Annotated in this window: 18 protein-coding genes, 1 tRNA gene and 1 pseudogene; 10 read left to right on the forward strand and 10 right to left on the reverse strand. The window is 61.9% G+C overall.

The window, feature by feature from the left end:
• A pseudogene (locus AADX97_RS26695) lies at positions 1-301 on the forward strand (hypothetical protein); the annotation flags it as partial.
• 427 nt (positions 302-728) lie between these two features.
• Here AADX97_RS26695 and AADX97_RS26700 read toward each other — a convergent pair.
• The 3 genes from AADX97_RS26700 to AADX97_RS26710 form a co-directional block, all read right to left on the reverse strand.
• On the reverse strand, positions 729-2,396 hold the full coding sequence (locus tag AADX97_RS26700; protein ID WP_374237133.1) for an amidase: 1,668 nt from the start codon (positions 2,394-2,396) through the stop codon (positions 729-731).
• A gap of 1,264 nt (positions 2,397-3,660) precedes the next feature.
• A tRNA-Asn gene (locus tag AADX97_RS26705) sits at positions 3,661-3,736 on the reverse strand.
• A 75-nt stretch (positions 3,737-3,811) separates the two neighbouring features.
• Positions 3,812-4,996 (reverse strand): pyridoxal phosphate-dependent aminotransferase, encoded by a 1,185-nt coding sequence (locus AADX97_RS26710; protein WP_374237132.1) that lies wholly within the window; start codon positions 4,994-4,996, stop codon positions 3,812-3,814.
• 109 nt (positions 4,997-5,105) lie between these two features.
• Between AADX97_RS26710 and uvrB the strand changes: the two genes are divergently transcribed.
• Both uvrB and AADX97_RS26720 read left to right on the forward strand, forming a co-directional pair.
• A complete protein-coding gene (gene uvrB, locus AADX97_RS26715; protein ID WP_374237130.1) occupies positions 5,106-7,115 on the forward strand; it encodes an excinuclease ABC subunit UvrB in 2,010 nt (669 codons plus the stop codon).
• A gap of 66 nt (positions 7,116-7,181) precedes the next feature.
• Positions 7,182-7,619 carry a DUF29 domain-containing protein gene (locus AADX97_RS26720; protein WP_374237129.1) on the forward strand — a complete coding sequence of 146 codons (438 nt, stop codon included), beginning with the start codon at positions 7,182-7,184 and terminating at the stop codon, positions 7,617-7,619.
• 50 nt (positions 7,620-7,669) lie between these two features.
• Here the strand turns inward: AADX97_RS26720 and AADX97_RS26725 are convergent, their stop codons facing one another.
• The gene (locus AADX97_RS26725) at positions 7,670-7,915 is read right to left on the reverse strand and encodes a hypothetical protein (protein WP_374237128.1); all 246 of its coding nucleotides are present in this window, start codon (positions 7,913-7,915) and stop codon (positions 7,670-7,672) included.
• A gap of 201 nt (positions 7,916-8,116) precedes the next feature.
• On the opposite strand from AADX97_RS26725, the gene AADX97_RS26730 reads away from it, so the two are divergent.
• Both AADX97_RS26730 and mtgA read left to right on the forward strand, forming a co-directional pair.
• A complete protein-coding gene (locus tag AADX97_RS26730) occupies positions 8,117-8,824 on the forward strand; it encodes a biliverdin-producing heme oxygenase (RefSeq protein WP_374237127.1) in 708 nt (235 codons plus the stop codon).
• Positions 8,824-9,654: a monofunctional biosynthetic peptidoglycan transglycosylase gene (mtgA, locus tag AADX97_RS26735; protein WP_374237126.1), complete on the forward strand. Its 831-nt coding sequence runs from the start codon at positions 8,824-8,826 to the stop codon at positions 9,652-9,654. The genes AADX97_RS26730 and mtgA overlap by 1 nt, the downstream gene beginning before the upstream one ends.
• 319 nt (positions 9,655-9,973) lie before the next feature.
• Here the strand turns inward: mtgA and AADX97_RS26740 are convergent, their stop codons facing one another.
• The 3 genes from AADX97_RS26740 to AADX97_RS26750 form a co-directional block, all read right to left on the reverse strand.
• Positions 9,974-11,026 carry a 3-deoxy-7-phosphoheptulonate synthase gene (locus AADX97_RS26740; RefSeq protein WP_374237125.1) on the reverse strand — a complete coding sequence of 351 codons (1,053 nt, stop codon included), beginning with the start codon at positions 11,024-11,026 and terminating at the stop codon, positions 9,974-9,976.
• A gap of 115 nt (positions 11,027-11,141) precedes the next feature.
• The gene (locus tag AADX97_RS26745) at positions 11,142-11,591 is read right to left on the reverse strand and encodes a DUF29 domain-containing protein (RefSeq protein ID WP_374237124.1); all 450 of its coding nucleotides are present in this window, start codon (positions 11,589-11,591) and stop codon (positions 11,142-11,144) included.
• Positions 11,592-11,732: 141 nt separating this feature from the next.
• Complete coding sequence (locus AADX97_RS26750) at positions 11,733-12,332, reverse strand: histidine phosphatase family protein (RefSeq protein WP_374237123.1); 600 nt, start codon at positions 12,330-12,332, stop codon at positions 11,733-11,735.
• Between the two features lie 199 nt (positions 12,333-12,531).
• On the opposite strand from AADX97_RS26750, the gene AADX97_RS26755 reads away from it, so the two are divergent.
• The 3 genes from AADX97_RS26755 to AADX97_RS26765 all read left to right on the forward strand — a co-directional run bounded on the left by AADX97_RS26755 (position 12,532) and on the right by AADX97_RS26765 (position 14,154).
• On the forward strand, positions 12,532-12,834 hold the full coding sequence (locus tag AADX97_RS26755) for a hypothetical protein (RefSeq protein WP_374237122.1): 303 nt from the start codon (positions 12,532-12,534) through the stop codon (positions 12,832-12,834).
• A gap of 57 nt (positions 12,835-12,891) precedes the next feature.
• Entirely contained in the window at positions 12,892-13,347 is a 456-nt protein-coding gene (locus tag AADX97_RS26760; RefSeq protein ID WP_374237121.1) for a hypothetical protein, read from the forward strand.
• A gap of 306 nt (positions 13,348-13,653) precedes the next feature.
• On the forward strand, positions 13,654-14,154 hold the full coding sequence (locus tag AADX97_RS26765; RefSeq protein ID WP_374237120.1) for a bacteriohemerythrin: 501 nt from the start codon (positions 13,654-13,656) through the stop codon (positions 14,152-14,154).
• Here AADX97_RS26765 and sdhB read toward each other — a convergent pair.
• From sdhB to AADX97_RS26780, 3 genes are read right to left on the reverse strand one after another with little or no spacing between them, the layout of a single operon-like run.
• Positions 14,129-14,884 (reverse strand): succinate dehydrogenase iron-sulfur subunit, encoded by a 756-nt coding sequence (sdhB, locus tag AADX97_RS26770; protein ID WP_374237119.1) that lies wholly within the window; start codon positions 14,882-14,884, stop codon positions 14,129-14,131. The genes AADX97_RS26765 and sdhB overlap by 26 nt on opposite strands.
• Positions 14,881-16,770: a succinate dehydrogenase (quinone) flavoprotein subunit gene (gene sdhA / locus AADX97_RS26775; protein ID WP_374237118.1), complete on the reverse strand. Its 1,890-nt coding sequence runs from the start codon at positions 16,768-16,770 to the stop codon at positions 14,881-14,883. The genes sdhB and sdhA overlap by 4 nt, the downstream gene beginning before the upstream one ends.
• Entirely contained in the window at positions 16,767-17,399 is a 633-nt protein-coding gene (locus AADX97_RS26780) for a succinate dehydrogenase (protein ID WP_374237117.1), read from the reverse strand. Before AADX97_RS26780 ends, sdhA begins: the two co-directional genes overlap by 4 nt.
• Before the next feature lie 467 nt (positions 17,400-17,866).
• On the opposite strand from AADX97_RS26780, the gene AADX97_RS26785 reads away from it, so the two are divergent.
• Positions 17,867-18,841 (forward strand): hypothetical protein, encoded by a 975-nt coding sequence (locus tag AADX97_RS26785; RefSeq protein WP_374237116.1) that lies wholly within the window; start codon positions 17,867-17,869, stop codon positions 18,839-18,841.
• A 718-nt stretch (positions 18,842-19,559) separates the two neighbouring features.
• The gene (locus tag AADX97_RS26790; protein ID WP_374237115.1) at positions 19,560-19,985 is read left to right on the forward strand and encodes a hypothetical protein; all 426 of its coding nucleotides are present in this window, start codon (positions 19,560-19,562) and stop codon (positions 19,983-19,985) included.
• Positions 19,986-20,133: the final 148 nt, after the last annotated feature.

The following is a 20,133-nucleotide window of genomic DNA, read 5'->3' on the forward strand; positions in this document are numbered from 1 at the left end:
GGCTCTGGGGTTGCCGCTCGCGGACTACTCACCCGGACGCATGACCTACGATCTGCGCCGACTGCGGCTGCATGGCCTCATCGAACGGATCCCGCAGAGCCATCGCTACCGGGTCACCGATCAGGGCCTGCGCGTGGCCCTGTTCTTCACCAAGGTCCACAGCCGCATCCTGCGGCCGGGGTTGTCCCAATTGTTCGACGGCTGTCCCAAAGCGCCCAACCGGCCCATCGCCACCGCCATGGGTCGACTGCAACAGGCCCTCGATGACCTGTTGGGGCAGGCCAAACTTGCGCCGACCTAAATTTGACTCACGTGCGCAGAAAGTTGTTCGTCAAGGAACCCTAGTCCATGCGAGATGATCTGATATTTTGTTGTTCAAGTTAGAACTACGTATGAATGCTTTAGAACTAAGCATGTATCCTGGCAACGTCCAAGAAAATGCTCGCGTCCTTAGCACTCATTATACAGCATACCTTTTCGACCTGACCTGAGAGCTCTTCAGTTCATCGTTCATCGTTTTGGGCGTATTGAATTCGATAGGGTGGGAAGTATAACAGGGGGCATGAACTTAGCATTGATGTGTTCTTGTTTTATTTTTATCCCCAGGAGTACAGTTATCCGCGATGAGTTTCTGATGGCCGAGGTCGATCTACACTCAGGTCACGGAGCGATGAACCCGAGTTGCGATCGCAACTCGGGTTCAATAATTCATCCTTACGTGAAAAGTCTCAATCCCATGGCGTCTTGGAATCCTCAGACTCAAGCTCTTCCGGCGATACCCGAAGTCCGCCGAACGACCTCGCAGCAAACGTCGGCACCGTCGAAAGTTCCGGAGGTCGCTGCAAATGGTAATCAGTGGCCGCTTGATAAGCTGCGACGACAGCGCACAATCGATCTTCGGCAAAAGGCTGCGCGCCAAGGATTGCACCGATTGGAAGCGTGGTACCGCTGGCGTTGGGTGCGAAGCCAATCGGAAAGGCGATTTCCGGCAAGCCAATGATGTCGAAAGGAACCGGTGAGGTTTGCACCACTACGTCACACTGCTGGAAAGTGATGTCCAGCACCTCTTTCAGTAACCGGTATTTCGCACGCTGCCCTTTGAGGTACTCGTCTCCCGACATGAAAAGTCCATTGATCCACGAATTGATCGAGACACCAAAAAGGCGAGGATCCTGCTTGAGAAACTCCAAGAATGGCTCGGTCCGCTCGGGCAGGCGAACATTGTTGAAGGCTCCACCAGTGAGAAGCGACCACTCTGCGGGCAGATCGACCTCAACGATACTCGCGCCTAAGTCGGCAAACGTATCGAGCATGGTACTGCGAGCGATGGCTGTCTCCGACGTTCCGTCCGTATAACCGGCGATGACGCCGATCGTGGTTGGCCAGCGCAATCCCACGTTCCGACCACGCTTGACCGCTGTTGCAGCCGCGACCAAATTTGGAACAGGTGGCAGCCCTCGTGTTCGAGGGTCGTTGGGATCTGAACCCGCCATCGTCTGAAGGAGAATCGCTGCATCCTTGACATCGCGTGCGATCGGTCCAGGATGATCGCGGGTGTAGGTCAGCGGGACAATTCCGTAGAGCGAGCATCGCCCCATTGTTGGCTTAAGTCCGGTCAGACCCTGAGAGTTCGACGGGGACGTGATTGACCCGCCAGTCTGAGTTCCGATCGATGAGGTCGACATGCGTGCTGCAACGGCCGTTGCAGACCCGGACGACGATCCACCGGGCGTGACGCTCGGATCCAACGGTGCCCACGCATTCACTGTGGTGATCTCGCCCGTCGGTGTGGTTGCACGTGTCGTTGCTAGCGGTCCCATCTGAGTCTTACCGAGGACAATACCGCCCGCAGATTTGAGTTTTGCGACGGTTGTCGCGTCAAACCCCGGAACGAAGTCTTGGTAGATGAACGAGTTGGCGGTCGTCAACACCCCCTCGGTGTAGTAAAGGTCCTTGATGGCGAGCGGGATACCATGCAGGGGATGCCGTCCAGGGTGTTGCCCGAGAGACAGTGCCTGGTCACGCGCAAGATCAGCCAACACCGTATTGAATGCTTTATAGATCCCGTCGTATTGTTCGATCCGATCCAGGTAGGCATCGACCAGATCGATGGGGGCGAGCCTGCGAGTCCGAATCAGGAATGCCGCCTCTGCAACAGTGAGTTCGGCAGGGTCGTTCAGAGCCTCGGGTCTAACGCTCTGTTGATAGAGTTCGACTTGCTGGCCAGAACCCGTACTCGCGGACAGCGGCTTTGGCCAAAAGGCACCGAGTGAGCCGCCCGCGGCAGTAAGCGCAGCGAACTGAGCAAGAAACGTCCGGCGATTGAGCCCTGAGTCCTGCGGCTGGATCTCCGGGACGTCTTCATTTGTGTTTAAAGGCTTGAAGCTCTCGGGCATCGTGCTCACCTCAGCGAATTAATCGGTTGACGCATTTCAGGACTATCGTCCTGTGTCCAGCTGGAGGATTGAGCCGGGTATAGAATTGGCGGATTTTCTTGCACGTCCAAACTGTAACCGCTAACAACGGGAATTGTTCCTCGGAGAAAGGAGCGGACGGAGGAGAGGATTCGCGTTTGGTCGGCCGGTGCAGTCGGATCAGAGACCGGCAGCACCGAGATGTCGACGCCGATTATGGCGAGGCGACTCAAAATGTAAGTGTTGAGTTCGTCATCGGTTAGATCACCCATGAAAATTCCTCTAGCTTGTGGATTCAGGGAACCCGGCGGATACAGAGCGCACTGAAGCTGCGCCCATGATATGCGACGCAACACACGTGCCTAAAACCAAGCTAACTGCTAAGTCTTTGCGGATTCGCAGGTTTGCGGGCCATCGAGCACGGACCACGGCCGCTTGAGGCAGTCCGCTTGCGCGGTCACAGTGCATTCAGCTTGCAGTCCGCACTAGAGTAGACTGCCCGAGAATGTTCGCCATGGCGGGGTGAACGGCATAAGAGCGTTTTCGAATGCGGATTCCCTCCAACATCAATGCTCGTTCGCGCGTCGGGACAATTCGCCCTGGTCGAAATACCCTGCTGCTGCACATCCTGCCGGCCAAAAGGGTCGAGGTGTCGCTTGGCTGCGGCGACCTGAATCCCAGCCAACCGGCTGACCAAGATCTTTCGTTAAGCGCTAAGCTCCCGGATCATCGTCAACGCCCATCGCATCAACAAAGGCGAGCCCCGCTCGCTCCCACAAGGGCGAGGCCAGCGACTTCTACCTGATCGAGGCCGTTGATCCCGTGGTCATCACCGCCAAGAATCTCTACGCCACCGCGACCACGCGGATTCCTCCCCGCGGCTTCGGCTTCGGCTTCGATCAGGTCGCTGACATTCAGACGAGATCAAGTTGAGAACAACAACTGGTTGCCGTTTCGGCACGCGAACCAGCATGGTCGATCAGTCGCGTTTTTAGGCCGCGGAGAGACGGTGCAGGGGGATTGTTGACCCAAGGCATCGTCTGGTCTGTCAGGCGTCTTGTACGGCTTCTGTGAGGTGCCTAAGCGATCCCGAAAGGATGCAGTGTCGAGCGATCGGACTCGGATGTTCGCTTGAGATCGCGGCGAACCGGCAGCCTAGGGGCTGACGAAACGGGGACCGAAAGGGGACGAAAACGCTGAAAAAGGAAAGGGGTCACAGGCGTAAACCTGTAACCCCTTGTTTTATTGGCTCCCTGGGACGGGCTCGAACCGCCGACCTAGTGATTAACAGTCACCCGCTCTACCGACTGAGCTACCAGGGATCTGTGCGAGCCCGTTATGTTAGCCGGGCGCCCACATCGAGTCAAGATCGAGTCAAGATCGGCGAGATGCCGCTTTCAGCCGACCGCAGCGGCGATCCGCTCGAGCGCCTGCTCGAGGTTTCCGCGGCTGGTGGCGATCGAGATGCGCGCGAAGCCGTTCAGACCAAAGGCCGAGCCGGGCACGAGGGCCACGCCGGCCTTCTCGATCAGGTATTCCGCGAAATCCAGGTCATTGGCAATCCCGGGGAGCTTGTCGATCGCGCCTTGGACCTTCGGGAAGACGTAGAAGGTGCCGTCGGTGGGCAGACATTCGATGCCGGGGATCTGGTTGAGACGCTCGACCACGAAGTCGTGGCGCTTGTGGAACGCCTTGAGCATGACCCCGATGCACTCCTGCGGGCCTTCCAAGGCGGCTTGGGCGGCGACCTGCGAGATGGATGTCGGGTTGGAGGTGCTCTGGCCCTGTACCTTCTTCATGGCCTTGATGATCTCGGCCGGGCCGCCGGCATAGCCGATGCGCCAACCGGTCATGGAGTAGGCCTTGGAGACCCCGTTGAGAACCAAGGTCCGCGGGTAGAGGTCCGGGCAGGCGTTGACGATATTGACGAAGGGCTCGGGGCTCCAGCGGATGTGCTCGTACATGTCGTCGGTGGCGATGAGGGTGCGCGGGAACTCGCGCAGGACCTCGCCGAGCGCTACCAGCTCTTCGCGGCTGTAGGCCATGCCGGTGGGGTTCGAGGGGCTGTTGATGACGACCAGGCGGGTCTTGTCGGTCAGTGCGCCTTTAAGCTGTCCGGGGGTGATCTTGAAGTGCTGATCGGCCCCGGCGTGCACGAGCACGGGCGCGCCGCCTGCCAGCAGGACCATGTCCGGGTAGGAGACCCAGTAGGGCGCCGGGATCACCACCTCCTCGCCCGGATCCAGAAGCGCTTGGGCGAGGTTGAAGAAGCTCTGTTTGCCGCCGCAGGAGACCAGGATCTGATCGTGGTTATAATCCAACCCGTTCTCGCGCTTGAACTTGTCGATGACGGCCTGTTTGAGCTCGGTGGTGCCGTCCACCGCGGTGTATTTGGTGAAGCCGGCGCGGATCGCGGCGATGGCCGCTTCCTTGATGTGATCGGGCGTGTCGAAGTCCGGCTCTCCGGCGCCGAGCCCGATGACGTCCTTGCCCGCGGCTCGCAGGGCCTTGGCGCGGGCCGTGATGGCCAGGGTGGCGGAGGGTTTGACAGCCTGAACGCGCGCGGCAAGCTTGATGGTCATCGGGTGTCTTCTCTGGGCTCGTGTGGTGAGGGTGGTTGTTGTCGTGACTGGACATGCGGTGTCTCACTCCCAATCATAACGAAACCGTAAACACCCGGCACGCAATCCGATGTCCGAACGCCCCTTTCAACTGGTTTCGCCGTTCGCCCCCGCAGGCGACCAGCCCGAGGCGATCCGTCGCCTGGTTGAGGGTCTGAGCGACGGCGAGTCGGCCATGACCCTGCTCGGCGTGACGGGCTCGGGCAAGACCTTCACCATCGCCAGCGTCATCGACCGGGTGCAGCGCCCGGCCTTGATCCTGGCCCCGAACAAGACGCTCGCGGCCCAGCTCTACGGCGAGATGAAGGAGTTCTTCCCGCACAACGCGGTGGAGTATTTCGTTTCCTATTACGACTACTACCAGCCCGAGGCGTACGTCCCCTCGACCGACACCTATATCGAAAAGGACTCCTCGATCAACGAGCACATCGAGCAGATGCGTCTCTCGGCAACCAAGTCGCTGTTGGAGCGTCCCGATGTCATCATCGTGGCGAGCGTCTCCTCCATCTACGGCTTGGGTGACCCGGACGCCTATCTCAAGATGGTGCTGCATCTGAACCGCGGCGATTTGATCGATCAGCGCGCCCTGCTGCGTCGGCTCGCCGATCTGCAATACCGCCGCAACGAGATCGAGCTTTCTCGAGGCACCTACCGGGTGCGCGGCGACGTGATCGACATCTATCCGGCCGAGTCCGACGACGAGGCGCTGCGCGTAGAGCTGTTCGACGAGGAGATCGAGTCACTCTCGCTCTTCGACCCGTTGACCGGCGAGCAGCTGCGCAAGGTCCCGCGCTACACGGTCTTTCCGAAGACGCACTACGCCACGCCGCGCCAGACCATCCTGAACGCGGTCGAGCAGATCAAGGTGGAGCTGAAGGACCGGCTGATCTGGCTGCGCGACAACGACAAGCTGGTCGAGGCCCAGCGCCTGGAGCAGCGCACCCTGTTCGACCTGGAGATGATGCTGGAGGTCGGCTACTGCTCCGGGGTCGAGAACTACAGCCGCTATCTTTCAGGACGGGGGCCCGGAGAGCCGCCGCCGACCCTGTATGACTATCTGCCAGCGGATGCCATCGTCGTCATCGACGAGAGCCATGTCACCGTGCCTCAGCTCGGCGCCATGTACAAAGGTGACCGCTCACGCAAAGAGAACCTGGTCGACTATGGCTTCCGTCTGCCCTCGGCGCTCGACAACCGCCCGATGCGCTTCGAGGAGTTCCAGGCCCGCCAGCCGCAGACCATCTATGTCTCGGCCACCCCGCGCGCCTACGAAATCCAGCATTCGGGTGCCGTCGTCGAGCAGGTGGTGCGCCCAACCGGCCTGGTCGATCCGGAGGTCGAGGTCCGCCCTGCCCTGACCCAGGTCGACGATCTGCTCTCTGAGATCGGACTGCGGGTCGCCGTCGGCGAACGGGTGCTGGTCACCACCCTGACCAAACGGATGGCCGAGGATCTGACCGAGTATCTCAACGAACACGGCGTGAAGGTCCGCTATCTGCACTCGGACATCGACACGGTCGAGCGGGTCGAGATCATCCGGGATCTGCGTTTGGGCGAGTTCGACGTGCTGGTCGGCATCAATCTGCTGCGCGAGGGACTAGATATGCCGGAGGTCTCGCTGGTAGCGATCCTGGACGCCGACAAGGAAGGTTTCCTGCGCTCGGAAGGTTCATTGATCCAGACCATCGGGCGTGCCGCGCGCAACGCCAACGGCAAGGCAATCCTCTATGCCGACCGCGTCACCGGCTCCATGGAACGCGCAATCGGCGAGACCGAGCGACGCCGCGCCAAACAGATCCTCCACAACACCGCCGAGGGCATCACGCCTCAGACAATACGCAAGGCCGTCGCCGACATCCTGGAAGGAGCCATCCCGGGCGCCCCTATGAAGGCACGCAACTACGCCAAGGTGGCCGAGGAGATCATCGAATACGCCAGCATGACACCGCAACAGATGGCCAAGAAGCTCAAGTCACTGGAGAAGACCATGTACCAGCACGCGAAGAACCTCGAGTTCGAGCAGGCCGCCGCCGTCCGGGATAAGATCAAGGAGTTGCAGGGACGTGGGCTTGCGGCCTGAGGTTTAGGGTTCAAAGCGAGGCACCGGGCACTCGGCCCGACCCCGCACGTTCACTGGGAGATGCCGATGCCGAAAAACGACCTTTACGACGCCAATATCGTCGCCTGGGCCGAACAACAGGCGCACTGGCTGAGGACCGGTGCATTGGACCGGCTCGACCTCGAGCATCTCGCGGAGGAGATCGAAGACGTCGGCAAGAGTGAACAACGCGAGCTGGCCAATCGCCTGTCGCTCCTGCTTGCTCACCTGCTGAAGTGGCAATTCCAGCCGGAGCGTCGCGGCAGCATTTTGCAACGCACGATCCGCGAGCAGCGCCGAGCCATCAAGGCGAGGCTCGACCGAACCCCCAGCTTGAAGGCCATGCTGCGCGACGCGACTTGGCTGGACGAGATCTGGGCCGACGCGGTCGCGGACGCCGTCGGGGAGACGGGGCTCTCGGCGTTCCCGGATCACTGTCCGTGGCGGCTGAGCGACGTGCTCGAGGCGGATTGGCTGCCCGAGTGAGCTTGCCTACGAGGGTTTGCGCCATCGGATGAACGCGATCGTCAAGGCCGTCAAACCCGTTCATGAGGCATGGAGCGGTCAACTGCCGGCTCTCGGGTGACAGGCTCAACCGGCTTGCGCCGAGGTCGGACCACGCGGGAGCGACGCCGCGGGTGTTGCGGCCGGACACGCATGCGCCGCGGCCGCACATCGGCCTCGTCGGGGACGCGTTCGAAGATCGCGCACACAAGGCTCAGGATCACGAAGATGCCGGACAGGCACAGCAGTATGACGAAGAGGTCGGTCAGGGTGTTCATCGTCGGCTCCACGGGGTTCGCACTGGACGGAACCACAGCATGCCGCGGGGGGTGGCTCAAAACGTGAGCCCGCGGACCCGGATGCGCGACCGTTCGTCGGCCGGTAGGCCCCGATGTTCCGCGGATCGTTGTTTTTCAAGGATGACGCTTACGGGTGTTAGACTTGCCGCGAGCGCAGTGCGCAGCGAGCCTGAAGACCACATGCAAGACCACCATGACACGACCCGACCGGCGACTTCCGCGCGACTCGCGGTCGTCTTGCGCCATGCGACGGCCGAGACCCATCAGGCGGTCGAGTGCTTACCCCTGATGACCCGGCTCACGTCACCGACCGTCACCCGCGACGACTATCTCGAATATCTGCATGCCTTGGCCGAGGTCTACGCAACCATTGAAGGCAGCCTGCTTGACGCCTTGGATGAGGAGATCCGCAACGCCTTGGGGGTTCGACCCAAGCTGCCGGCGATCCTCGACGATCTTACCGAGCAGGGTCGGCCGTATGTGCCGCATGCCTCGGCGCAGCTCGCCGCGACCGGTTCAGGCGCCGCGCTCGGCGGTCTCTATGTCTTGGAGGGCGCGACTCTCGGCGGCCGAGTGATCGCAAAACACCTGCGTCGTTGTCTCGGTCCGGCGTTGGGCTCGGCCGGTTTCCTCGACTTCCACGGCGAGCACTCGTCGGCGGTCTGGAAGCGGTTCGCGAGCACCATGGACAGCCTGCCCGCGCACGGCCGGATAGATCCGGCCGAGGTGGTCTCGGGCGCCCGTGCGACCTTCGCGTTGGTTCATCGAATGCTCGCTGACGCAGGCGCACGGATTGCCTCTGCGCAGGCCAGCCCCGCGCGCGTCGGACCGCCGGGCTCGGGGAGCAAACCCCTTGCGACATCGGTTGCGGCAATCCACGAGGATTGATGAAGGGCGAAGGGCAAACGCCGGAGACGACCGAGGTGGACGCCGGCATCGAGGATGAATCCCGGGCGACGCCGCGCGAGCCGACGCTTCAAACCCGCGTCTTCCGCATCGAGCCCATCGGCCATAACCGCCACCCGCTGTACCGCGCCGGTCGATTCCTGCTCAAGGGGCTCGGCAATCTGGTGCTGCTCTCGATCGTGCTGGTCTTGACGCTGCGCTGGCTCGATCCGCCGGCGTCCGCCTTCATGCTGCGGCACGCCTACAATCTCTGGCGGCTCGATCAGTCGCCACCCTATTATCATCAGACCTGGGTGCCCTGGGAGCAGATTTCGCCGCCGACGCGGCTCGCGGCCATCGCCGGCGAAGACCAGCGTTTTCCGAGCCACCAGGGGTTCGACCTGATCGAGATTCGCCTAGCCTGGGCCGACTACAAAAACGGCGGACGCCTGCGCGGGGCCAGCACCATCACCCAGCAGGCGGCCAAGAACCTCTTTCTCTGGCCGAGATCGGATCTGCCGCGCAAGCTGTTGGAGGCTTGGTTCGCGCTGCTGATGGAGATCCTATGGCCGAAGGAGCGCATCCTCGAGGTTTATCTGAACATCGTGCAGTTCAGCCCCAACACCTACGGAATCGGCGCAGCCAGCCTGCGCTATTTCGATCGGCCGGCAAGCGAGCTCACGATGCACGAGGCGTCGCTTCTGATCGGCGTGCTGCCCGGGCCCGGACATTATCGTTTGGACAAGCCATCGGAACGCTTGGAGCGGCGCGCGGCCTGGATCAGCGATCAGGCGAGCCGACTCGGCGGAACCCGGTACCTGGACCGGCTTTAGGCGATTTCCGGTAAAGGATCTACAGGCGTGTAGGGGCGAATTCATTCGCCCCTAACATCCCCTAATGGTCTTCCAGGAATGTGCAGTCGGGATGCCTATTCGGAAATCGCTATAGGTGATTTCCGGGAGGCTCCATACCCGCATACCCGCATACCCGCATACCCGTAGGTTGTGCTGACGATAGGAAGCACAACATCCGCCGAGGGTTGGTTGTGCCTCGCACGGCTCGGCACAATCTACGTCCCTCGTCGTGTGGAGCGCTCCGCTACGCAGCTTGGCATAACGGTTTCCGGAATTTGCTTAGACCACGCCCAGCCGACTACAGTGCGCGGCGGCGCGCGACGGCATCCGCAAGCTCATGCAGCATCGGAACCGTATCGTCCCAGCCGATACAGGCGTCCGTGACGCTTTGGCCGAAGACCATCCCGTCGCTCGCCGCCAGGTCTTGCCGACCGCCGACGAGGTGACTCTCGATCATGACGCCCATGATGCCGCGATCCCCGCGCGCGATCTGACCGGCGACGTCCTGGCAGACCCGGATCTGTTTCTCCGGCCGTTTGCGGCTGTTGGCGTGGCTGAAGTCGATCATGATTTTGGGCGCCAGCCCGGACTCGATAATCTGCTCCGCGGCGATGCTCACGCTCTCGGTATCGTAGTTCGGCCGTTGGCCGCCGCGCAGGATAACGTGGGTGTCGACGTTCCCGGTGGTGCTGAAGATCGCGGACTGACCCTCCTTGGTGACCGACATGAAGACATGCGGACGCGCCGCGGCATGGATGGCGTCGATAGCGACCTTGACGTCCCCGTTGGTGGCATTCTTGAAGCCCACCGGGCAGGACAGGCCGGAGGCCAGCTCGCGATGGCCCTGGCTCTCGGTCGTGCGCGCACCGATCGCTCCCCAGCTCACCAGGTCGGCGATGTATTGCGGGCTGATGAGATCGAGGAACTCGGTCCCGGCCGGGATCTGCATGCTGTTGAGGTCCAGCAGGAGCTTACGGGCGATGCCGAGACCTTGATTGATCTCGAAGCTGCCGTCCAGATTCGGATCGTTGATGAGGCCCTTCCAGCCCACCGTAGTCCGTGGCTTTTCGAAATAGACCCGCATGACGATCAACAGCCGATCGCTCAGCGCGTCGCGCAGGATCTTGAGACGCTCGGCGTACTCGAGCGCGGCGCGCGGATCGTGAACCGAGCAAGGACCCGCGACGACCAGCAGGCGATCGTCCCGACCGTGGAGGATCTGCTGAATGGCGTGGCGCGTGGAATAGACGGTCTCCGCAGCCGCCTCCGAGATCGGGAATTCCTGGTGCAGCGCGCTCGGGGAGCGAACTTCTTTGATTTCGCGGATGCGCAGATCGTCGGTCTTTTGCATGGGAGTGGGATTACAACGGCGTCGAAAGCCGCTGAGTATAGCCCAATCAATCCGGTGTCACGCCTCGATGCTCATGTACGGCCGACGCAACCCGCGCCCAATCCCGCCCATCCGCTCATGCCCCCCAGTAGCCATCGTCCAGGAGTTGCGCGACGGTGAATGGACAGGTCTCCGGCAGATCGGCGAGATCCAAACCCGTCTCGAGCGCCGCATGCTGGCGAGCGTTCGGATAACGCTCTACGACCATCTCCGGCAGCTTCGGCCGAAGACTGGGGCTCTCGCGAAGGCGCCGACCGATCGCGTCCCGAGAGTTGGCAATAGAGAGTTGCCAGCTCGGGCCGCGTCGCTCGGGTTGGTGCTGCCATTTGAGCAGATGAACGATCAGAACCTTGAGATAACTCTCGATTGCCCGACGCTCGCTCCTGCCCATGTCCTCAAGCTCCTCGGCAATTTGCGCAAGGTCGATATCGCTCAGGCAACCTTCGCGCAGAAGTGCCGCGCTCTCCGTCAACCAAGCGTGGTAGTCGCGATCGTAGCTTGCGTGTTCAGCAGTCTGTTTCGGCATAAGTCTTTGCCTTCGGATTCCAGGTCGGCAACGCGTTGAGGCTACACCGACCGCGCGGCGTTTCAAACCTTGGATCGATCATGCCCACAGGCATCGGCCACCCTGGTCCCGATTTCGCATCCGGAGACCGAGCCGTTCGGGCTAGAACAAGGTGCGCGCATTAACCCACTCGATGCTCGGACCTAGACGCCCGTGGCGGACCCGCACCAGCCCGGCGTAGTCGATTCGGATGCGATACCAGCGGCGCGCATCGGCGCCGAGCAGATGCCCCACCAGCGCACGCATCACCCCGGCATGGCAGACGATCAGCAGCCGGCGGCCCGGATAGGCGTCGAGATGACGGGCATAGGCATCCGAGACGCGCTCGACCAGGCGCTCCAACGGCTCGGCGCCGGCCGGGCGCTCTCCGACGGGATCGCGATAGAAGGCGGCAAAGCGCTCGGGCTCCTCCTCGGCAACCGCGCTGCGGGCGCGCCCTTCCCAGGCGCCCATGCCAACCTCGATCAGGCCCGGATCGACGACCAGCGGCAAGCCATTTCGCCCGGCGAGATCCGCCGCAAAGACACGGCAGCGCGACATCGGCGAGCTGATGATCTGATCCCAGGGCGCCGCCTCGCCGAGCGCATCGGTCATCTGCGACCAGCCCGCCGGGCTGAGCGGGTCGTCGGTCCCGTTGCCGCGATAGCGCGCACCGCCGACGGGCTCGCCGTGACGGATCAAATCGACCAGGATCTCGGACATGGGCAGACTCGCTTGGTGGAGCGCGTCGGTCGTACCGGGCGCGGAAGGTTCGACCGACAGCCGGTGGATGTCGCGCGTCCTCTGCTCCGCGCAACGGGATCCGCGGCCTCGGCTCGGGCTTGGGCGCGGCCTCGGGCAGGCGTAGCAGTCGGAGAGGCAAGGCGCTAGAGTGTAGCGGATATCAACCAGGACCGACCTTATGAAGAACAAGATCTACGAGGGCATCGACAAGCAGGGGGGCGGCGCCATGACCCCGACCGCCAACATCATCCGCGACGCCTGGGTGTTCGGCATCATCCCGGAGGATCAAACCTGCGAGGGCTGGACCATTCAAGGCATCGAGGACCTCTACGACCAAGTCACGCAGGCGTGGCACCCCTACGGTCATCTCGTCTCCAGACTCCCGCCCGAGCTGCGCGAACGGCATGAGCGGATCTATACGGATGCGATCCAGAAGGCACGTGCAGCCGGCTGGGACCCCGAGCTCGGCGACAACGACTGAGCAAGCGCCGCTCCGAGAGGCGGCCGAACGACATCCGGATCCGCAGGGCATTCCCACATGGCCGATTATCTGATCCGCGAGACCTTCTTTCGACCCGACGAAGCGATTGCTCATGAGCAGACGCGGATTCCGGCTGCGCTCTACAACGGGCTGCAGCTACTCCTGAGAGGCAACGCCGGACGCGCTGTCTTCATCCCGATCCGCTCCATGCAATATCAGGCCGTGGTCGATCGCGAGGAGGTCGTCTTTATCGACAACCACGGGGGTTATGCCTACCAAGATGGCGAGGGCGGTCGCCTGATCCGCATCGCCTGGCGACCGGCGGTCGGACGGGAGTCTATTTCGGAACCCGTCAATTGTGAAATCGTCTATTATTTTACAGATCTACGGGAGACGCAGGCTCGGCTGCTCGGCGAGATCCAGCCGGTCATCAAGCAGATGCTCGAGCGCCAGCGAGGTGCGGGCGGACAGACACCGGCACCGCGGGTGTTGCCCCTGAGACGCCCGGCTTAGGAACGGTTCAAAAATTACGTAAAACAACTCGACGAGAGAATATCTTTTCGACGGTTATCGTTGTCGTTAGTCGATTACGACAACGACAACGACAACGATTAGATTCGGTGGTCAACCTATTTCTGACAGGTTACTTAGAGCCGGCGCATGGCCGAGCCCCCGAACGGGCTCCGACCGGACAGCACGAAAACAATAAGACGTCCCGTGGTCTCGACGACACAGCGGACCCTGCGCCCCACCCTTCCCCAGAGGGCGCGACCTTTCGGCGCCCATAGCCGCGGCGCCGGCTGGACGACGGAGGACCCGATGACAAGGCTTTTGACGTGGCACAATGAGTGGTCTCTCAACATCGATGTCCTGGATGCGGAGCATCGAGAGCTGATCGAGCACCTCGCGGACATCTGTCACCGCTTCGGTCCCGAGGCATCCCCGCGACGCTCCGGCGACGCCTTCGCCCTGATCGATGCCCTGACCGATCTGGGCGAGGCCGTGCGGGAGCACTTCAAACGCGAAGAGGAGCTGATGCAGACGGTCGGCTACGAGGACATCGCCGAGCACCGCACCGAGCATGCGCTGCTGATGGCCGAGTACACCGATCAGCTCCGCCGTTGGCGTGCGGAGGGCATCGACGTCTTCGATGACGACGCGCAGGAAAACACACGCGACTGGATCCTCGACCATATCCTGGCCGCGGATCGCGACTTCGCGAAGGCATTCCACGAGCTGGACGACCGCTTGACCTCGACACTGGACCAATACGGCATCGCGGCGCGAGCGCGGCTCAACGCGGCCCGAAGATATCCTTGAGCAACTGCACCGTGGTTTGACGCCCAAGCTCGCCGATCGCCGTCGTCAGCGGGATCTCCTTGGGGCAGACCCGCACGCAGTTCTGTGCATTGCCGCAATCGCTCAAGCCGCCGTCGGCCATGATGGCGTGCAGACGCTCTGTCTTATCGTAACGCCCGGTCGGATGGGCGTTCATCAAGCGGGCTTGGGCCAGCGGGGCGGGGCCGAGAAAGGCCGAATGCGGCCCGAACTGCGGACAGGCGGCCATGCAGCAACCGCACGACATGCAGCGGCTGTAGAGATAATCCGCCGCCCAGGCATCCGGCCCGATGCGCGGGGCGCCTTCATGCGTGTCCCAGACGCCGTCGATCTTAATCCACGCCTTGACCTGCTTGAGACCCTGATCGATCCGACGGCGATCGACCAGCAGATCGCGCACGACCGGAAACTTTGGCAAGGGCTCCAGGCGGATCGGCTGATCGAGCTCGGCGACGAGCGCCGAGCAGGAGGGCCGCGGGACACCGTTGATCAGCATGGCACAGGAGCCGCAGACCTCCTCCATGCAGTTGTGCTCCCAGACGATCGGATCGACCCGCTCGCCCGAGACCGTGACCGGGTTTGCCCGCAGTGCCATCAGCAGCGAGACGATGTTGTGGTCGGAATGACCGGGAATCGCGAACTCTTGCCAATAGGGCGCGCTGTCGGGACGGTCCTGACGGCGGATGCGCAGATGGATCGGCTGCTCGGTCATCGGTAATCCCTCGGCTCGGTCGGCGTATAGACGCTCAGGTCCACCTCCTGGTAGCTGAGTCGGGGTCCGTCATCGGTGTGCTCGGCGATGGTGGTCTTGAGCCACTCTTCATTGTTCGCGTGCCAGCGGTTCCGATACGCCTCGAACTCGGGGTCGCCCGCGAACGTGCCCTCCGGGATCGGGATGCTGAACGCGGGTTTGTAATGGGCACCGCGGCACTCGTCACGGGCCAGTGCGCCTTGGGTCACGACTGCAGCCAGCTCGATCATATCGCTGAGTTGGCGCGCAAAGGCCAGACTCTGATTCGCCCAGGTGCTGGACTCGCCGAGTCGCGCGTTGCTCAGACGCTCCTGCAGCACCTGAAGATCGCCGAGGGCGGATTCCAGCTCCGGGTTCGCGCGCACCACGCCCACCTTGGTGGTCATCAGCGCGCCCAGCTCCTTCTGAATCAGATATGGCGTGTCGGACCCCTCGGCCCGCATCAGCTCGGCGTTGATCGCCTGCTGGCGCGCGATCTCGGCCTGCGGGATCGCCGGGTCCAGCAGGGCGCGATCGGAGGCGAGCCCTTTGAGATGGCTCACGACCGACTCCCCGGCAACGCGTCCCGAGTAGCTCGCCGACAGGAGTGAGTTGGCACCCAGTCGGTTGGCTCCATGATAGGCGTAGTCGCACTCGCCGCAGGCATAGAGGCCGGTGATGTTGGTCGCGTGATTGCGCGGACTGTCGGGCTGGATTCCGCCGTCGGCGGAGCGCTCGAAGTCGACCCAGAGACCGCCCATGCCGTAGTGCGCCGCGGGAAAGATCTCCATCGGCTCGGTCATGGGATCGACGCCGGCAAACTTGCGATAGATCTCCAGGATGGCGCCGAGGCGCGCGCCGATGAAGGCCGCATCCAGGTGTGTCAGATCCAGATAGACCCGGTCGCCGCCGTCACTGCCGATGCCGAGACCCATCTGTCGGGTCACGGTCCAGATGGCACGCGCCGCCTCGTCGCGGGCGACCGTGTTGCCGTAGGCCGGGAAGAATTCCTCCAGGAAATAGAAGCGCTCGGCCTCCGGGATGGTCTTGGGCGGACGGCGGTCGCCGGGCGTCTTCGGCACCCAGATGCGCCCGCCCTCCCCGCGCGCCGCCTCGCTCATCAGCCGGTTCTTGTCGTGCCCCATCATGGCCGTGGGGTGGAACTGAAAGAACTCGGCGTTGGCCATCCAGGCGCCCTGCTGGTAGCAGCGGCTCGCCGCGGCGCCGGTCGAGTTGGTCGAGGTCGTGCTCTTGGGCGCGTAGAGCTGGCCCATGCCGCCGCTCGCCACGACAACCGCGTCGGCCGCAAAGGCGCGCACCTCAAGGCTGTTCAGATCCATCGCCACGATGCCGCGACAGACCCCGTCGTCATCCAGCAGCAGGGACAGAAACTCCCACCACTCGTGTTTGACGACCTTGCCCTCGGACTCCAGTCGCCGGACCTGCTGGTCGACCCCGTAGAGGAGCTGCTGCCCGGTGCTGGCGCCGGCGAAGCAGGTCCGCTTGTTCTTCACGCCCCCGAAGAGACGCTGATCGAGCAACCCCTCGGGCGTGCGCGAGAAGGTCACGCCCATGCGCTCGAAGGTGTGAATCAGGCCGGGGGCATCCTCGCACATGGCCTTCACCGGGGGTTGATTCGCCAGATACTCGCCACCCTTGATGGTGTCGATGATGTGCTGACGGATCGAGTCGTGCTGCCCCTTGGTGTCGAGCACGGCATTGATGCCGCCCTGGGCACAAACCGAGTGACTGCGCTTCACCTCGAACAGCGAGAAAAGCGTGACCGGAAAACCCGCGTCCGCGATCCGCAAGGTAGCCCAAAGCCCGCCCAGACCGCCGCCGATGACGATGACGTTCGGCTTGCTCATGACAGGAACCCCATCAGGCCATGGATACCCATCGCCGCCAACACGACACCGATCAGGACGCAGACCCAACCGAACAGCCTTTGCGCGCGGACCGAGGTCGTGAGCCCCCAGACGATCGCCATGGACGCGAGCCCGTTGGCCAGATGAAACACCGAGAGCAGCAGACCGACCAGATACAGCCCGAGCATCCAGGGCTGGCTCAACATCGCCTGCATATGGGCGAACAGATCATCGCCGACGCTCGGGTCCCAGATCCCGGCGATGCGCGTCATCCCGACATGCAGCAACAGAAAGAGCAGGATGCCGATGCCCGAGACTCGCTGCATCCAGTAGAGCCGGTTGCGCGCGTAACTGTAGCGCGCGAGCTCTGCGCGCATCTGGGCCGTGATGACCAGCCCGTATCCGGCATGGAAGAGCAGCGGCAGCGCGATCACGAAGATCTCCATCAAGGGGAGATAATTCATGCCCTTGAGCGCCGCAACGACCTGCTCGTTGTAGTGCTCCGCGCCAAAGCGCGACTGGGAATTCTCCCAGAGATGGAAGATCAGGAAGGCGCCGACCGGGAGCAGACCAAGCAGGGAGTGCAGACGACGCAGGACGAAATGCGGATGATCGATGGATGCGGACATGGGCGATCGGACAGCAAGGGATCAGGGCGCAGCATAACCGGATCGAGCCGCCGGGGATCTGACCGGGCTCAGTCGGGAGTCATATTGCCCGGAAAGGCCATCCGGGCGACAAGTGCCTGCCGCATTCAGACGCGACCGAGCTCGGCAAAGCGGCTCTGCGGCGGCGTGGCGGAGCCGCGCACGGGTGACGTATCGTCGCCCGGCATCGGCCGGGGTTCTGTGTCTCTATATCGGTTATTGTTGTTCCGGTCTGACGGGCTCGGTGCGTCGAACTGATCTCGCGTAAGATCTTCGTCCCTGTCTTCGGCCTTTTCCGGGACGCGTCGCACAGATCGATTGGCCTGCCGGGACCACACTTTGATTCGACACAGACTAGGCGGTTATCTGATACAAGCTGGCTCGCCCCACCCAGCGCGCCCGCCTGAGCCTCGCTGACAGCCATCGGGGGAACGATGAACGAACGATCAGTGCGCATCGCCATCGGTATCAATGACTGCGTGGCGCGACAACTCGCCTGCACAATCTTCAGTACGGCGGGCGCCAAGGTACAGGTCTGCGAGAATCCGGCAGCAATTCTGGAGGTCGCCGACACGATCCAGGCGTGCGTCTTTAGCCTGGACGCCTCGCCGGAGCAGACCTGCGATGCCATCGTCGCGCTGCGTAAACAGTCGGCAACACTTCCCGTTTATGTGATCACGGACGCGGCCGGGCAACGGCACGCCAAACGCGCCACACAGTGTGGCGCCACGCAGATTATCACCAACGAACAGTTGCAGCGGCGTGCCGGATTTCTGGTACAGGAGCTTGCGCAGCGCAGCGGAATCGATGATTGGGGAATCCGCTCACCGGGATGGGCACCGTCCAAGGAGGATGCGGGTTATGACATTGAGTCGATGGACCTGGGGACATGGTTGTCGATTCCCGGCAACCGACGCCTGCTGGGCATGGACGAGGAATCCGAGACCGCGCAATCGCCTCCTGCCGCGGCCCCTGCGCTGGACACCATTCCGCACGTCGACGGACCCAACACCGAGCCAGGCCCGGCCGCCGCCGCGAGTGCGGAACCGAAGATGCAGATCTCCTCGGCATTCGGGATTACCGAAGCGCCGGCAGGGGGTGCCGCCAGCATCAACTGTCCGCAAGTGCTCCAGTGTCGCGCGCAGCACGACGCGCAAAACATCGCGATCCTAGATGCGCACATGCAGCGGGAGAAACGCCTTCAAGCCGAGATCAGGAACGAACTCACCAAGGCCATGACCCGTCAGCTCGCCACGAACGAGGCGAAGCTGCAGGAGCGGTTTGACGCGAGTTTGGCGCAGGTCCAGCAGGACGTCACTACTACGTTGCGTCGCGTTAACCTGATGACCGGCATCCTCGCCGGCGTTGTGGTACTCATCATCCTCGGCGCCGTCGGCGTGGTATGGCGTTCGGGAATGTGGTAAGGCGGATGCTGATTACTTCATTGAGCCCGACCATTTTTCCTAGAAAAATCCTCATTGTTTCGCTCCCCTTATTGGCCTAACGCTGCCAATCAGCCGCGCGAGGTACGAGCGACGGCTGAATTGCCTCGTTATGCAATTGTTTTTCATTGGGCCTTTATCTCACTAATAATATCCTGCACGGACAAACCCTCGAATCGCCTAAGGCGAATACCGGAAACCCTCATACCAACGGCGTAGGTTGTGCCGAGCCGCGCGAGGCACAACCAACCGTCGGCGCAAGTTGTGCTTCCTATCGTCAGCACAACCTACGGGTATGGAAGTTTGCGGAAATCACCTAAAATATCCCTCATACCGCGACTGTGGAGCCTGATCGGAGCCCATTCCCGAACCTTCCGACGATCGCAAAGGCTCACCGTCGGGTCCGGACGACAGGTCGCGGCGATAGCAACTTGGGCGGAGCAGTACAATTCCCTATCCATGCGGTGTGACGCGCATCCCTCGGCGCAGTACCGGGATCGGATCAGTCCAACGCACATTTTGTCCGGCGTGCGCGAAGAGCGTCTCGCCAACATCAGGGGTCACTGCCACGCGCAAGGCGGATAGATGCTGATTCGTTAGGCGTTTCTTACATCCGACGTTTAACAGCTCTGATGTCATGAGGATGTAACATTATTGATCGTATTGGGAATGCCCCGATCTGTCCTTTTGGAGAAGAAAGATGTTGATGTTTCGTAAGGTCAGTACCACTCTAATTTTTATGCTGCTGCTCCCCTGTTCTGTATGGGCAGAAGACCCAGTGTTCGGCTGGAGTCAAGGTACATGGGTGGGCTCGCTCACAACCGGAGAACAACGGCTAACCTTGGAAGATCCAACTAAGCAAACGTACTTTAATTGTGGCTTCAATCAGGAGATGTGGTTCGATTTCGTTTCATTTTCGGGGCGTGCACTAACCGTAGACATAACTATCCCTGATCGAGATCCTTCGTACGCAGGAGAGTTCGTTTTAAAGGTTATTAACGATGCCGATGACGAAATTTACGAAACGGGTCGGTTTTTTCTGACAGATGTAAACGCTTGGTGGATTCTGCGATTCAAATCAGATGGTACATACCTGACCTATGGGATGTGTGAATATCATGAATAGTTGAGCCGGGAAAGCGGTAAAGAACGGAAGTAACTGTTCAGGTCAGCTTGCCAAACAACCCCTTGGGGCGGTAAGTTTGCAACATGCCTAAGCCGCCATCGACAACCGACAGCCCCGACAGCAAAGATGCCGAACTGGCGCGGTTGCG

Source organism: Thiocapsa sp. C2-2m, from assembly GCF_041903745.1.
Classification (GTDB): Bacteria; Pseudomonadota; Gammaproteobacteria; order Chromatiales; family Chromatiaceae; genus Thiocapsa; species Thiocapsa roseilacustris.

Coding starts and splice junctions, on each gene's coding strand:
- sdhB (WP_374237119.1), bottom strand. CDS start 14,884: ATGACCGAGCAGCCGATCCATCTGCGCATCCGCCGTCAGGACCGTCCC.
- AADX97_RS26760 (WP_374237121.1), top strand. CDS start 12,892: ATGGCCGATTATCTGATCCGCGAGACCTTCTTTCGACCCGACGAAGCG.
- mtgA (WP_374237126.1), top strand. CDS start 8,824: ATGAAGGGCGAAGGGCAAACGCCGGAGACGACCGAGGTGGACGCCGGC.
- AADX97_RS26790 (WP_374237115.1), top strand. CDS start 19,560: ATGTTGATGTTTCGTAAGGTCAGTACCACTCTAATTTTTATGCTGCTG.
- AADX97_RS26755 (WP_374237122.1), top strand. CDS start 12,532: ATGAAGAACAAGATCTACGAGGGCATCGACAAGCAGGGGGGCGGCGCC.
- AADX97_RS26745 (WP_374237124.1), bottom strand. CDS start 11,591: ATGCCGAAACAGACTGCTGAACACGCAAGCTACGATCGCGACTACCAC.
- AADX97_RS26750 (WP_374237123.1), bottom strand. CDS start 12,332: ATGTCCGAGATCCTGGTCGATTTGATCCGTCACGGCGAGCCCGTCGGC.
- AADX97_RS26780 (WP_374237117.1), bottom strand. CDS start 17,399: ATGTCCGCATCCATCGATCATCCGCATTTCGTCCTGCGTCGTCTGCAC.
- AADX97_RS26700 (WP_374237133.1), bottom strand. CDS start 2,396: ATGCCCGAGAGCTTCAAGCCTTTAAACACAAATGAAGACGTCCCGGAG.
- AADX97_RS26730 (WP_374237127.1), top strand. CDS start 8,117: ATGCAAGACCACCATGACACGACCCGACCGGCGACTTCCGCGCGACTC.
- AADX97_RS26725 (WP_374237128.1), bottom strand. CDS start 7,915: ATGAACACCCTGACCGACCTCTTCGTCATACTGCTGTGCCTGTCCGGC.
- AADX97_RS26710 (WP_374237132.1), bottom strand. CDS start 4,996: ATGACCATCAAGCTTGCCGCGCGCGTTCAGGCTGTCAAACCCTCCGCC.
- AADX97_RS26720 (WP_374237129.1), top strand. CDS start 7,182: ATGCCGAAAAACGACCTTTACGACGCCAATATCGTCGCCTGGGCCGAA.
- uvrB (WP_374237130.1), top strand. CDS start 5,106: ATGTCCGAACGCCCCTTTCAACTGGTTTCGCCGTTCGCCCCCGCAGGC.
- AADX97_RS26740 (WP_374237125.1), bottom strand. CDS start 11,026: ATGCAAAAGACCGACGATCTGCGCATCCGCGAAATCAAAGAAGTTCGC.
- AADX97_RS26765 (WP_374237120.1), top strand. CDS start 13,654: ATGACAAGGCTTTTGACGTGGCACAATGAGTGGTCTCTCAACATCGAT.
- sdhA (WP_374237118.1), bottom strand. CDS start 16,770: ATGAGCAAGCCGAACGTCATCGTCATCGGCGGCGGTCTGGGCGGGCTT.